Origin of the sequence: Providencia sp. PROV119, from assembly GCF_028482435.1 — a bacterium.
In the GTDB taxonomy this organism is placed as follows: Bacteria; Pseudomonadota; Gammaproteobacteria; order Enterobacterales; family Enterobacteriaceae; genus Providencia; species Providencia stuartii.
Genome location: NZ_JAMPQL010000008.1, coordinates 114,095 through 127,587 on the forward strand (window position 1 = coordinate 114,095; position 13,493 = coordinate 127,587).

Annotated in this window: 17 protein-coding genes and 2 pseudogenes; all 19 read right to left on the reverse strand. The window is 47.2% G+C overall.

Annotation, left to right across the window (positions count from 1 at the left end; all coding sequences use genetic code 11):
* Window positions 1-221: 221 nt before the first annotated feature.
* Window positions 222-1,895, reverse strand: coding sequence for a hypothetical protein (locus PSF11_RS09845; RefSeq protein ID WP_272682760.1), 1,674 nt, complete (start codon window positions 1,893-1,895; stop codon window positions 222-224).
* Window positions 1,896-1,900: 5 nt separating this feature from the next.
* Window positions 1,901-2,440, reverse strand: a complete 540-nt coding sequence (locus PSF11_RS09850; RefSeq protein WP_210853304.1) for a baseplate complex protein — start codon at window positions 2,438-2,440, stop codon at window positions 1,901-1,903.
* A complete protein-coding gene (locus PSF11_RS09855; protein ID WP_272682761.1) occupies window positions 2,406-3,170 on the reverse strand; it encodes a hypothetical protein in 765 nt (254 codons plus the stop codon). The genes PSF11_RS09850 and PSF11_RS09855 overlap by 35 nt, the downstream gene beginning before the upstream one ends.
* Window positions 3,149-3,334 (reverse strand): annotated as a pseudogene (locus PSF11_RS09860) (tail fiber assembly protein); the annotation flags it as partial. The gene PSF11_RS09855 and the pseudogene PSF11_RS09860, both read right to left, overlap by 22 nt.
* Window positions 3,335-3,827: 493 nt before the next feature.
* A pseudogene (locus PSF11_RS09865) lies at window positions 3,828-4,043 on the reverse strand (hypothetical protein); the annotation flags it as partial.
* Between the two features lie 122 nt (window positions 4,044-4,165).
* Window positions 4,166-4,471, reverse strand: a complete 306-nt coding sequence (locus PSF11_RS09870; protein ID WP_210853311.1) for a hypothetical protein — start codon at window positions 4,469-4,471, stop codon at window positions 4,166-4,168.
* Window positions 4,472-4,479: 8 nt separating this feature from the next.
* Window positions 4,480-4,779 carry a collagen-like protein gene (locus PSF11_RS09875; RefSeq protein ID WP_210853312.1) on the reverse strand — a complete coding sequence of 100 codons (300 nt, stop codon included), beginning with the start codon at window positions 4,777-4,779 and terminating at the stop codon, window positions 4,480-4,482.
* A gap of 8 nt (window positions 4,780-4,787) precedes the next feature.
* Window positions 4,788-6,089 (reverse strand): phage tail-collar fiber domain-containing protein, encoded by a 1,302-nt coding sequence (locus PSF11_RS09880; RefSeq protein ID WP_272682762.1) that lies wholly within the window; start codon window positions 6,087-6,089, stop codon window positions 4,788-4,790.
* 3 nt (window positions 6,090-6,092) lie between these two features.
* Window positions 6,093-6,755 (reverse strand): phage tail protein, encoded by a 663-nt coding sequence (locus tag PSF11_RS09885; protein ID WP_272682763.1) that lies wholly within the window; start codon window positions 6,753-6,755, stop codon window positions 6,093-6,095.
* Complete coding sequence (locus tag PSF11_RS09890; RefSeq protein WP_272682764.1) at window positions 6,748-7,932, reverse strand: baseplate J/gp47 family protein; 1,185 nt, start codon at window positions 7,930-7,932, stop codon at window positions 6,748-6,750. The genes PSF11_RS09885 and PSF11_RS09890 overlap by 8 nt, the downstream gene beginning before the upstream one ends.
* Window positions 7,922-8,254 carry a DUF2590 family protein gene (locus PSF11_RS09895; protein ID WP_272520280.1) on the reverse strand — a complete coding sequence of 111 codons (333 nt, stop codon included), beginning with the start codon at window positions 8,252-8,254 and terminating at the stop codon, window positions 7,922-7,924. The genes PSF11_RS09890 and PSF11_RS09895 overlap by 11 nt, the downstream gene beginning before the upstream one ends.
* Window positions 8,247-10,322, reverse strand: coding sequence for a phage tail tape measure protein (locus PSF11_RS09900; protein WP_272682765.1), 2,076 nt, complete (start codon window positions 10,320-10,322; stop codon window positions 8,247-8,249). The genes PSF11_RS09895 and PSF11_RS09900 overlap by 8 nt, the downstream gene beginning before the upstream one ends.
* On the reverse strand, window positions 10,319-10,477 hold the full coding sequence (locus PSF11_RS09905; RefSeq protein WP_196718330.1) for a DUF6890 family protein: 159 nt from the start codon (window positions 10,475-10,477) through the stop codon (window positions 10,319-10,321). The genes PSF11_RS09900 and PSF11_RS09905 overlap by 4 nt, the downstream gene beginning before the upstream one ends.
* Window positions 10,478-10,509: 32 nt before the next feature.
* Window positions 10,510-10,770: a putative phage tail assembly chaperone gene (locus PSF11_RS09910; protein ID WP_115167863.1), complete on the reverse strand. Its 261-nt coding sequence runs from the start codon at window positions 10,768-10,770 to the stop codon at window positions 10,510-10,512.
* A gap of 91 nt (window positions 10,771-10,861) precedes the next feature.
* Window positions 10,862-11,260, reverse strand: coding sequence for a hypothetical protein (locus tag PSF11_RS09915; RefSeq protein WP_272682766.1), 399 nt, complete (start codon window positions 11,258-11,260; stop codon window positions 10,862-10,864).
* Window positions 11,260-11,592 carry a M15 family metallopeptidase gene (locus tag PSF11_RS09920; RefSeq protein ID WP_110731688.1) on the reverse strand — a complete coding sequence of 111 codons (333 nt, stop codon included), beginning with the start codon at window positions 11,590-11,592 and terminating at the stop codon, window positions 11,260-11,262. The genes PSF11_RS09915 and PSF11_RS09920 overlap by 1 nt, the downstream gene beginning before the upstream one ends.
* Window positions 11,589-11,882, reverse strand: a complete 294-nt coding sequence (locus PSF11_RS09925) for a phage holin family protein (RefSeq protein ID WP_110731689.1) — start codon at window positions 11,880-11,882, stop codon at window positions 11,589-11,591. The genes PSF11_RS09920 and PSF11_RS09925 overlap by 4 nt, the downstream gene beginning before the upstream one ends.
* A gap of 14 nt (window positions 11,883-11,896) precedes the next feature.
* Complete coding sequence (locus PSF11_RS09930; RefSeq protein ID WP_272682767.1) at window positions 11,897-12,352, reverse strand: phage protein; 456 nt, start codon at window positions 12,350-12,352, stop codon at window positions 11,897-11,899.
* Window positions 12,349-13,470 carry a DUF2586 domain-containing protein gene (locus tag PSF11_RS09935; RefSeq protein WP_272682768.1) on the reverse strand — a complete coding sequence of 374 codons (1,122 nt, stop codon included), beginning with the start codon at window positions 13,468-13,470 and terminating at the stop codon, window positions 12,349-12,351. Before PSF11_RS09935 ends, PSF11_RS09930 begins: the two co-directional genes overlap by 4 nt.
* Between the last annotated feature and the right edge of the window lie 23 nt (window positions 13,471-13,493).

Here is a 13,493-nt window from a genome sequence, read left to right on the forward strand (position 1 = left end):
GATCCAAATTGTGCAGGCGGGTGCGGTGTAGTGCATTTTACGTGGTAGAGGACTTTATTTCGTGGGGTAGCGCTGCGCCTGCGCCATGCTATTGATATGATCCAAATGAAAGGTTGCTTGATGTGGTTTGATGGTTGGTGTTCTGAGATTGGTCTACACGCTGTTAAATTACAGGTATAAAAAGGCCCACGGCTGTGGGCAAGAGTTGGACTAAAACTTTATTAACCAATAACTGGCTCATACTTCTCTTTCAAGTCATCTGATTTACTTGCCGTGCCTTTGATGGCATCAGCATTCAATGGCGTTCCTGTGTTGTGGTGGATGTGGTTGGCGGTGAGCTCGGCCAACTCTTTGACGATATCTAATGTATCAATCATCAGCTGTGCCACATTAATTTCTTGGCTACCAATCCAAACAACCGGTGCAATAATTTCTTGTTTGGTGCCTGCGATACTTTGCTTGAGTGCGCCTACCTTTTCAATCAGCTTTTGGCCAACGGTGAGCGTGGCATCTTCGGCAATATCAATCTCCGCTTTCTTACCGATACTGGCCACTAGGCTACCCTTTGACGCAATGCTGTAATCGCCATCGGCTATCTGTTGGATAGCACCTGCCAGTAATGTTGCAGTACCAAGCACCATCGTTTTATCGGTGGCTTGAATGGTGGTGTCTCTGGTGACCAAGGTGCGCTGTTCCGTATCTGCGGTGACTTGCCGATGCATAGAGGATTCACTGATGGTCTGGTCTGTTTGTCGTTGCCAACTGCCATCTTGCGTGATGCGCTGGGAAACTTCTTGGCGCTGTTGCTGCAATTGCTCCCCTGGTTTGATATCGGGTAGCGTGTTTCCCTGGCTAAGGGTTTGGCGAATAAATGGCTTATCAGGCCGCCCACTTTCAAAGGCAATTTCCACGACGGTACCCACGGGCGGATATTGGAATAAGCCACTCTCACCCCCTGCCATTGGCAGCGGCAATGGTACTGCACGGTAAATCGGGGCGCTGGATGGGTTCCCGTTGGCATCCAATAATTGCACATCCACGGCATAGCGTGGGCGATATGGGTCGGAAATATCACCAGCGCGAACAGATTCGCTATGGGCTTCAATGCGGGCGGTTTTAGGTAGGTGTAAACCTGCGGCCAGTTCAGGATAGGCATTGTCGATTTGGTTTTGAACGGGGCTCTTGTTGGCTGGTTTCCCTGTGATTTTATTGGTGATTGCCCACATAAGCGTCATATCTTCATTAATAAGGTTCACTTTGTGCAGGAGTTTGCCATTTGTGTTCACGCCTGGTCTTAATGATTGCACCATCGGGACGGTCATGCTGTTCCCACCTGCTTGCGAGGTGGCAAATTCATTCGGGATTTCTACGGGTTTATTAGCAAATAATGAATGTGACCAACTGCCCACATACACATGACCATTCGGAAGCTGCTGCCACACATAATCACCAATATTGAACACACACCCTAAGTTGGTCAATAACTGATAACCTGTGCCACTGTGGGTAAAGTGAGGAATAGGCTCATCCACATAAGGCGCATCAGGTAATTGAAAGGTTAAGCCGCTTTCCTTTTGCAAGTGTTCGGCAATAGTACGCAAAGTGGGATGCTGAAAAGAACATGGCCACTCACGTTCAAACACGCCAACCAGTTCACGAATGAATAACCGTTGAAACCCATTGGATGAGGGCTGTGACCGCTCAACGTAACCAGTGAAATAACGCAATAATAGCTCTGGATAACCGACATCAAGACGCACTAATTTCCCTGTGTAGTCCTCATCGGTTTTCACGGTGACAAAGCCGCGCCCTGCGGCTGAAAGCTCTAACATAATATTGATATCGGTGACCTGAATTTCATCACCCGATAAATACAGTCGATTGATGGGGTTCATTCCCTTTACTCCAACGAATCGTTAATCGGTTTTAAGACTTTTTCTTCAAACCAGGTTAATTGCTCGGTTTCATCCGGAGCCCCTGATTGACCGCCTTTTATTGCACTGCCCCCTTGTGTTTTGCTGGCCACTTTGCTGTTGGCTCGGGCTTCGCGTTTTTCTGATACCGATAAATGCTCACGCAAGGTAAAAGTAATTTGCCACGCCTGTTTCCCTTCAATTTTGCTGGCATCAATGGAATTGGTAAAAGTACCGATACGAAAATTAATGGCTTGAGCCGTCAAGTTCGCCACGCGATAGCGCTTTAAATTGCCGTTTTCTTTAGCTTCTGCTAACGCAAAAAGGCGCGAAAATGCCTTATGCTCTGTAAAAGGTAAAATGCCCGTGATACGCAGTTCTTTGGGCTTAATGCCTTGCTCTGCCACGGCGGTACTTGAAGATTGCCCTGATTGGTCTTTATCCTGAAACATCATACTGGGCGTTACAGCCAAGTTTTTTAGTGGGATGGCTTCACCGTTCAGGGCAAGGGTGATGGTCTGTGTCATTTAACATCCTTGTTAAAGCGTGAATTTCATTGCCGACAAATAAGGTGGCGATAGTAAATATTGCGTCGGGTTCAGGAATATTTTTTCGCATTTTATCGGCCAAAGTGCTGGCATCATCCGTGCCTGAAAATGCCCAAACAGTCGCTGATTGGCCTAAAAGTCCATTTAAGGCGTCGTTCATCTGTTTTAAGGCATTGTCTTTTTGCTGGCTGAAATCGGATAGTGCGGATTTCATGCTATCCAACCCGATTGGCTGATTTGCGGCTGCTTTGGCCGCTTCAATTAATTGTGCGTTAGACGCCATGCGGCTGGTTGCCGTTGATAGGGATTGTGGCAAAGGTAAGCCGCCTGCCATTTTCCCTGGCAATTGCATTTTTGTGGTGGCCAACGTATGTGCCGTTCTGGCCATCCGTTCAACTTGAGCGAAAACAGGCAGCGGAAACACGGCCGAAAAAGCCGATAATTGCTGCATAAATTCAGCAAATGTTTTTCCTGTCACCATCAGTACCAATACCGAAACATGACCTGCGCCAGTAAGCTTGTCCGCTAAATGGTTAATCGCATTGGTGGGACTGAGGTAGCTGCCTGAGCTATTTGTTTGCCCAACACCATATATAAACGGATGCACGGGCAGAATGGAACAGGTGATCGGCGGCAAACTTGCCGCCATTTTCATGTTTTGTTGACGCCACTGATAACGTTGCTCGGTCATTGGGGTTTCTCTGGCCATGCGATATCGGGGGCGGCTGAAGTGTCGATACGGTTTAAATCAACACGATACTGTTTCCAAGCGTTTAGCTGGATAAGTTCTTTATCTGTAGCAATGCCTAAATCAATAGCATCTTGGAGTGGTGCAATGGCTTCACTCGCGACTTTCATCAAAGACTGTTTCTCTTTTAATGCTTGGGTTTGATGAAATGCATTGTCATAGCGATAGGAACAAATACCCTTTGCCGACAGCTCAAATTTAATATTCAGTAAGTCTTCAAACTCCCCATCAAACATGACCTCATAGAAATGTTTTTTTTCTTCTTGTTGAGGTTCAGGGATAATTTGATAGCAATCTAAATTACTTTTTTGTACCCATACAGTGATCATATTATGCCCTCACTCTGACTCGGATTTTACTGGGGGCACCACTAACACCGCCCCAAATGCATCGGAATGTTTTTCCTGAGTTTTCTAAGCGAATGCGCGCATTCCCTGACGCACCCGAATTAATCCCGACCTCGACATTGTCATCAGGTAAATATGCCGCTGACGTGATAACCCCCTCTGCATCATTGAAGTAAAACCAACACCCGCGGCAATCTTGCGGTAAGGCAATGGTTTGGTTATCTTTCATTCCAGCCCCTGAATAGACCGTAATATATTTATATTGCGGGTCATGGCCTTTGATTTCGTAGCGGTTATCTCCCTCGTTCTTCGTGTAACTGTCACCTTTAAGCGCATAATTGCCTGTCGGTTGATAACTTCCTTTTGGCTGATAACGCCCATCACTTTCGGTTTTTGTGTAGCTTTCCCCTTTAATGGCATAGTTGCCAGTTGGGGCATAATTACCTTTAGGCTGGTATTTATTATCAGTTTCAGTTTTGCTGTACGCCCCCACATCACCCGCACTTAACGAAATATCTGCGCTAAGCGGTTTGTTATTCACTTTTCGTCCGACGGGCACCGCACCGACATTCTCTGCGGTTAATCGGATCAACTTCCCTGTTGGTTTACTCATTTTGTTACCTCAATAGAAATAAAATCGCCATTTTTCAAGGCTTCGGCCAAATACAATGTGGTTCCCTCCACCGTGTACGCATAACCTTGGGGCTGAGTGATGCCATTAATTTGCACCGATAACACCGCCACGTTGCCGATGTTAAAGGAAACCTCGCCACCCTTGACCGCCGGAATAATAGACGTCACTTGAATATGGGCGTTATCGCCTTTTTCGCCGTCATTGACGACGAAAGAAACAGGCGGCAAGTTAGTGCCTGCACTGTTTTTAAACGTCAATGTGACCGTGCGACCTTTCGCCATGCATCACCTCACGGGTTTTCTTTAACTTGAACTGAAACGCTGACGATACTGGCACCTTGTGCGCCTGTAGTGCCTGTAATGCCTTTTTCCCCTTGAGCCCCTCGGTCACCTTTGTCACCTTTGTCTCCCTTTACCCCCTGCGCGCCTTTTTGTTCCGCAAAATATTGCGTTTCATTTTTTGCTTCATTCCCTGGGAGCTTTTTCCAAAGTTCAAAAGCGGATTCACCGTCTGATAGTTCAAACTCCGCACTTAATGTTTTTCCATCACTGGTTTTAAAATTCAATATAATTGTTTTTGGTTTTGGCATGTGTTCCCTCACTGATTTGTTTTAACTTCAACATCGATAGATGCAATTTTTTGCAATTCATTTTCTGAAATGAAAATATTTTCATCTGTACCAATAGCGACTAAATTCCGGCTATCCGCACTAATAAAATCCTTTCCCTTTAAGTTATGCACCGTTGTTCTGAGCGCCTCCACTTCATCGCGTAACACGTCAGTGTCAGAGCCTGTATGTAAAGCACGTTGGCTAATCACCGGCACATTAATCACTACCTCAATGTGGTCGTCTTTTAGCAACGGCTCGGCTAAATAAATCGTGTTGTTTTCAACGGCAAAAGAATAATTGGCGTATTGCTCAAGGCCATTAATAAACAGCAAACAGTGATGAAACACCTCGTTTGGGGTGAGGGTCGTTTCATTTCCTTTGGCGATATAGCGCCATGATTTCATTTCACTTTTTAGCGCGTATTGCTGCTTGATTTGCGCGATGCTTTGTTCCCATTTCGCCCCTTGAGGGCGTAAATCGGTGATTGCGCCTGTTTTATCAATCGCCGCGATGGCAAATACAAAATGGGCATAACCGCTACTGTCCACATAGTGTTTGAGTTGATTGCCCGTGGTGAGTTTAACCACCGTTTGCCATTGGCTGAGTAAGTTACCTTGATAGCTAAAATTCGCATAAATATAGGTATCGCGCAGTTTGTTAAACACTTGATTTTTAGCGAGTTTACCCCGTAAACCGCCCACATAGGCTAAACCGCTATTTACTGTGTATTGTTCGCCATCGCGGGTGACTTCAAAGGCTGAACCAAAGAAAGCTGCTTCCCCGTAACTGTCGGTATTAATTAGCCGCTGCGCTTCATCAATCCCCGTTAAGCGTGCAGTGAAATCAATTTGCCAGGTTTCTGCGGTGGTATTAATGGCGGTATCTTTAGCCGCCCCGTCAAACTCCAGCAAAAATGAGCGAGTTAAGACATTGCCCTGTTGGCCACCTTGCGTGCGCAGTTTCTTTTGTGTCGGGGCATGGGTGATCATCGCCACTGAGTTACTGGCTTTGTTTAACAACCCAATCCAGTTAAATTCGAAATCACCGACTTCAGTACCCAATGTCACGCTGTAGGCCACGGCATTTTCGCTGACTAACCCCGCCTTATTAATTGCTTGGCGATGCACAATGTGTTTGGCCTCGGGCAGTTGTTCGGTACGCTCAATGGGTTTCTTTGGGTCTAAATTTGGCACTAACGCAAACACAAACTCATCTAAAATGATGGGCTTACCCGTTGCGGCTTCCTGCGCTTTGTAGTGCTCAAATTCAAGGGTAATGACTGATGACATAATCTATCCTTTTAATGATGCCCCATAGGTCATATTGGGCGCGCTACTTCCTTGCAGCGTCGCATAACTGATTTGAATATCACTGGCGATTTCACCCACTCGTAGCGTCAAAATAGGCACAGGCAATTTCGCGTGATAACTGATGTAATCGCCCTCAATGCTGCCCACTCGCATATTCAGTTGATAATCGTTAATCACTTCAAACTGATAGCGTCGGCATGTGCGGCCATATTGGTAAATAATGTTGATCAGCAAATCAGGGGCGCGTGAGAGCTGCTCATCATTGAGCACGAGAATAATCACATCCCAATCGATGTGTGGCTGACGCTCTTTAATCAGTACGTTACCAATGCCCAGCCGTTCAAAAATGGCGATAAAACCCGCCACGCTGCCACTGTCTTTGGCGTTGATAAAGGCGTATTTCACCCGCTTGCGGTATAAGTCCAGCGGTTCACCATTAAAGCGCTGAATATCCCGCTGATAGGCCAGCAAGTTCAATAATGACTCTGTACAGGTTTCAGCGTCCAATTGCGCCAATGGCCACGTTAGCCAGCCATAAATCTGTGTCCAAAAACGACGTAATGCCGCCAGTAGCTTGGCAGGTTCGCCTTTGTCCATCCAACTTGGCAGGGCAAGGCGTTTCAATTTTTCGTGAAAGTCAGACATTTTTCACCTCAACCACTAACGATGTTAAGCGGGGGACATTGAGCTCACTTGTAATATCCCCCAATGAAAAATGCAGTGACTGAATATCACTAAACTGGCGATGTAACTCACGGCCTAAGTTTGAAAATGAAAACCGTGAATATGGCCATGTCTGTTTGACCTGGTACAAACTGTTTTCACGAAAGGCGCAGCGCACCAAATCGTTCACCTCATTTTTTAAGCTGCTCAGTTGTTCCGCGCTAAAGTTGCCGAGGTTATCGACGAATACGGTTAAAACTAACGCATGATGTGTTTCTGGCATGGCAAAACACTGCATGTCATCACCGTGGCCGTGATGGCCTTGTTTCATCACATACTCATTTACTTGGTCGATAAAAGGCTGACTTGCCACGCCACTGTCTAATAACAAATACGCATTGGCGGTACCTGCACCACGGGGCGCATCATGCAAAAAGAAAATACGGTCAATGCTCAAACCCACAAGGCTGGCTATCATGCCGCGATAAACCGCATCCGTGTGGTAATTCCCCACTAAATTGAATTGGTTGCGGCAGCGGTCGCGTAAATCATCATCGCTTTCAGCATCCGCACCAGGCGTCGTTAACCAATCATTTTCACTTTGCACCTGTTCAATCCCTGCGACGGCCACAGGCAAAATGCGAAAATAGCCTGGGGCGAGGTTATGCGCACCGCCTGCCATATCTGCCATCACAGGGATTAATTGGCTTTGCTGGCCTGCGGCAATCTCCACGGCTTGAGTGGTACTCACACTGTAAATCACCCCCGCGATGCGCTCCGTTTGGATGATGGTGCCTTTGGGTACGGTGACCGCGCTAGCGCCTGCCACTTTATAAAAGCGAATGACACCATGGGCTTGGGTGGCAGGTTTGCGGGTTAAGTTGACGCCCCAAGCAAACAAATCAAGCCATGCCCCTGATGCCGTGGCCAAATACATATTGCGCATCACCACATTGACTAAGGCCTCTTTTAACCACATTACTGGCTTGGTCACGATGGTGGTGATCAGTCGCCAAAACGGGGACATTCGTGAGGTATTGGTCACTAGCCCCTCATCGGCCACCACTTGGTTAAATTGTGCGTGAATTTCTGCTTCGGTGGTTGGCATCCCGCTATCTTGCAGGACTTTTTCATAATCAACGTCGGGTTTAGTCGCCATAATCCACTCCCACATCCATGCGGCCAAAATCATAAGTTTCAGCGGTGATCCACAATTTCACTTGTGATTCTTCTTGAATGGAAATTGTCCCTGGCACAATGCGTTCGTCATTTTCCACAAGCATTTCAATTTGGTTGCGAATATCGGCTCGCAATGTGGGGCTGCGTTCGCCCACCAATTGCGTGGCCAAGCCACTTTCCATAATGGCGTGAACACAATCTTGAGCAATAGACACACGGTTGTTGCACAAAATCGGCTCACTGCCTGAGTTCAAGGTAAAATCACGCTGAGTGATTAATAAATCAATGTATTGGCTATCCATGCGCTAACATCTCATATTCCGTTAATTGTTGTGGTGATGGCATTTGTTCCACTTTGATGATGATGTTTTCAAAGTTTTTACTGTTATCCACATGACTAGTCGTAGTGCCGATGCTGGTTTTTCCGACGCCGTTTTTATCAATGCCTTTGAGTTGTTTGCCCGTTAATATTTGTGTATTGGTGATGGGCTCCGCTTGCTCAACTTGTGCCTGCATAAACAATTGTTGCTGGCGAATAATATCGACCGCAGCCATGCCCTCAACATCAGGCACGCTATTGCTGGCTTGAGCTGCTGGGGTGTTGATTTCCATGCGCTCAATCTCAACACCGGGCAGATAATTCAACGTATCCACAAATGAGTTATAAATATCTGCAAAAGTCTGTTTTACCCACGTCCACACATTGCCGAAAATATCGCGGATGCTGTTGGCGACCGCTTCAAAGGTTTCCGTTAATGAAAATTCACCAAACCAATTGCACAGGGTTTCCCAACCTTGACCAATCCATTCCCATACATCGCTAAACACTTGGCCAACTGCCATCACAACTGCGGCCAACACTTTAAATGTGGTGGTGTCTTGAATGGCGGCCTTAACCGCATCCCAGTGTTTAATCAGGTAATAAATACCCACACCTAACAACGCAATCGCCCCAATAATCAAAATGATGGGCAAACTCATCAGGTTAAAACCAATACCTGCGGTGATGGCCGCCATCCGTAGCGCCAATAAGGTTCCGCGCAAAAGTTTTAAAGTGGTCTGCCAAATCAGCATCGCTTTATTGGCCAACCAGACAGCACTAGGGATTAATTTCAACGTGGCAAGGCTCAGTTTCCAGACGACCACTAACCCCGCCCAAATAAATTTACTAATGCCCATCACGATATTGGCCATCGCTCCCGCAGCGGCCACGCCTGTGATACTGGTGGCGATATAGCCCACGTATTTAGCGATATTGGGGAACAAGGTTAACCAGCGCTGGACGGTTTGCCCCATTTCCGCAATTTTATTTACCAATGGGGTAATGACAGGCAACAGTGTCATGCCCACAGCCACGCGCACGTTAGTCCAAATGGCCATTAAGCGTTCCCAAGGATCGGCCAATTGCTCGGCCATTTCACGGGTACGTTTCATGCCATCGTTCGCGCCCAGGGCGGTGATATTTTTGCGCAATACATCCACATCACCATAGAGCTGCTTCACGACAATGGCGGAATCCCCAAAGGCGGCTTCAATCTCTTTTTGCGCCTTAAGGTTGCCATCAATATTTGCGCCATATTTTTGCTGTAATTTCCCCAACATTTCAGGCAAGGAATTCATTTTGCCCGACGCATCGACAAAGCTTAGCCCCAGTTTTTTAGCCCCACCCGCTGCGCCCGTCATAAAGCCTTCATAGGCGCTACTGGCTTCGGTGCCCAATGTGCGCTGTAATTCCCCCAACACGGCCAGTTGTTCATCGATACCCACGCCAAAGTGAGTCCCTGCTGACCTTGCGCCCTCCATTAACCCCGTAATGTCTGCCATTGATGTGCCAAAGGTTTGCGACATATACAGCGCTTTGCCTGCCAGTTCTTCGGCAAATTGGCTTTTGCCCACTTGGTTGGCGTAGGTGGAAAACTGTGAAAACATCTGCCCCATATAGGCAGTAGTTTCATCTGCGGTACTTTTTAAGGCAGTGGCCGTGGTGTTGGTCACCGTGGTTAAATAAGGCAGTTCGTTATCGGCTACGCCTTGAATGGCTTTGCGAATGGTGAGCGCCGATTGGGTAAACTCCACGGAGGATTTGCCATATTGGGCGCTGAATTTCATCGCTGCTTGGGTGACATTTTTCATCACGCTAGCATCCACGCCTTGCAAACTGGCGGTTTGTAGCGCTTCATTCATTTGCAGCGCAGGGTCAAGTAGGCCTTTTAAGGAAAATAACGCACCCGCTAACCCTGCCACGCCAATGGCACTTTGGGTAAAGGCTTTTTGACTCTCATTGGCAAAATTGGATAACGCAGACTGTGCCTGTTTTAACGGCTGCGTCACGTTATCAATTAAGCTTAAGGTAAAATCTAATGAGTTCATTTATCACCCTTTAACGCCAGTGCAATGCCATTGGCCACGGCAATGCGCATATTTTCCCAGTGTTGGTTATTCAGCCATGCAGCACGAGCCAAACTATCAATTTCGTCACTATCATGAGGATAGTAATGACGACGCAGCGCAATAAATTGCTCCAACTCATTACGCTCAATAGATTCAACCCGTGCCCTCAGTTTTTTACGCTAATGTCCAATTTCGGGGCGTATTGCTCATTGATGGATGAAGCGATTTGCAGCGCGGCACCTGGCTGTTTTAAAAGTTCATCCAGCGCGTCTTTGTCGTCTTTCACCACAATGCGGCGTAAATAGGTGTGGGCAGGGGCAATTTTATTGTCCATCGCCATTTCATTGATAAACCCGTTATAGGCGGTCATGTTGGGTTCGAAACGGTAATCTTTTCCTGCGATGTCTAATGTGATTGGTTGGCTCATGGTTCAATTCCTTTTGCGGTTAATGTCATCCACTAATTGGTTATGACGTGCGGCACAATTGCCGTACAAGGTTAAAAACAGTTCTAACGGTTCACTGATGTGCTTGCCCGTTTGCCCGTTCAGTCTCGGCAACAAAATCGGGCATTTGGTTAACAGATTTTCCTGATAACTCTCGCTCGATACGCTCGGCGGCGCGGTTGTACAAGCTGACAAACTCAGGGCTAACACACACGTTAGTGAACACAGGTTTAATAACTTCGGTTCTGATTTCCTTGGGCGTCGCATTGGCGATATTCTCCAATTGGTTTTCAAGCTGACGCGCAGACTCACGGGAAATGGCTTGGGCTTCAGCTCGGGCTTTATCGCCTGCTTGTTTGGCAGCGCGTTCAATATTGAGCTGCAAACTGTCGTGATAAAGCCCATTCACCCACCAACCTGCACCAAAGGCCGCCATCCCTAACGCGAACACGAACGCAAGTTGTTTGGCCATTACTTCACCCCGTTATGGGCTAAGCTGAAATGGTTGCCATCGTTAAATCGGCCGCCCCAAGTGCCCCCGATAGATTCCCAATATTCACCCAGGGGTAAATAGCTTGGGGTATCTTCACGGTATTGGCCGTTGATAAATAAATTAAAATCCACGGCTAAACGTGAGGTGTGCAAGCTGTTTTTGATGCCTTTGCCTGTTTTGGCATTCGCGCTGGCTTGTTCGGTGGTACGAAAGGCTTCCCCAAAAGTCAGGCGGTAACCGTGCTCATCTGCCCATAAAATCAGTCTGCCAATCATCACAGTGAATAAGGCTTGTTTCTCTGAAAGTGTCATTGTTTAAATTTCCCTTTTAATAGTGCGCTTCCACGTTTGCGCAGCCACAATTCAATTAACTGATACCCCGCAATACCAAAGGCAGAGCCTAGTCCAGTGATGGCTAGCGGTGAGATATCGGGTACCCAAATCAAGATAGCGCCTGCCATCACTGACACGGCAGAACCCAAAAGAATGCGCCCAATAAATAAACGCAGGGTGATAGGTTCATCCCCTGTGAGCACCTTGCCAATGGCAATCAGTGCACCAATAAAAAACAGGGTGATAAATGTTTTCTCATGTTCTTCCATGAACACTTTTCCTTTTAACCAATTAATTTGTCTGTCAATTCTGACTCAAGGTAAGGAATACCATCCAAGCGTACAAAATCGGGGCTCGTGACAAGGAACTTCACCTTTAAATTGACGGTACTGCCGCCTTTTGGGTCATGATCTAAAATGTCCGATAACAGCAATTTGCAGCCAAAGGCTTCCACTTTCATTTCTTCACCGCCTGCTTTGGCGTACCACATCAAATCCACTTCGGGGATGCTGCGCCATGAGCCTGCCGCACGGGCTTTGGCTTTTAAAATCGCTAATGCTTTGGTGCTAAATTCCAGCTCACCCTCGCCAGACACATCCCCCGAAACCCAACCATCGGGCACACCATTGGTTTGGGCAACGCCTGTGTTATCCGTAAGGTTTAACGTTGATTTCTCAACATGAATGAGTGAGCCGTCTAAGTTGAAATCAAACGACTGACCCGAAATCCGTTTACTCATGCTGCACCCTCCAAGCTGGTATCTAAGATCACACTCGCTTCAATGCCTTTCGGGCACTCGTAGGTTCGAACCACAAAATAGACCGCGACTTTGGTTTTACTCATCCACGTAATGACCACGTCGCTGTCTTGTGGCGGTTTGCATTCCCCAGGGAACGTAATGCCGTTGATTTGGCTAGAGCGTGCCATTTCACGCATCACACGAGCAAAATAACTTTTGTGGGTTTCAATAGAATTGGGCGTACTGTTTAAGCTACGGTCACCAATTTTGGCAATTGCTCTGATACGCACGTTTCGCGCCACTTTATCGACAATGCGCAGGTTTTCGATGTTTTGAAAATCACCACCTTCTACGTCTAACGTGCGGCCATCTGCCCAATACAAACCATCGTAATCGGGATACCACATGGGTACACTGAGGCGGTTTTTCTCCAACGCTTGCAAGGTGGCCAAGTCAATCTCTTTGCCTGCGCCATCAAGGGGTAGCGTTGCGCCCATATCTTTTAATGCGCCCGTTTTTACACGAGCAGGCGTGTCCGCGATGGTCACCGAACGGGTACACAAACGGCCTGCCAATACACCCGCTTCTTTGCCCCACAGTTGCGGTACCAGTTGCACCGACGGGGCGGCAATGCCTTTTTGTAGCGCAATGACTTGTGCGACATAATCTGACCAGCTTTCGTCTTTGGTGGGGGCATTCACCGTAATGATTGACCAGACCCAACGGCCATACTTGGCAATCAAGGTTTCACGCAAGGTATTGGCGGCATCAATCACTTCTTTAGTGGCAGTGGTTAATAAAACGTAACCTTCCACACTAGCCACATCTTGCGCGGCAATCACCGCATTCACAAAATCCAGCGGCTCAGAATCAATGGGCATCACATGAAGATAAGCCGACCAGTTTTGCCCTGCATTATTCATTGCGGCCATCACATTACGTTTCAGATCGCTATCTTCACGGCCTAACACATCATCAAAATCCGTTTGCGTATTGACGGAAACCGTTTTGCCCACATTGGTATTGCCTGTACCGACAAACAATACGGTGCGTTCAACCTCTTTGGTTTCCCCTTGTAGCTGATTTACTTGGTTCACCTGTACAGATGGCCATGTCATAAAAAATCCCTCTTTTATGGTTG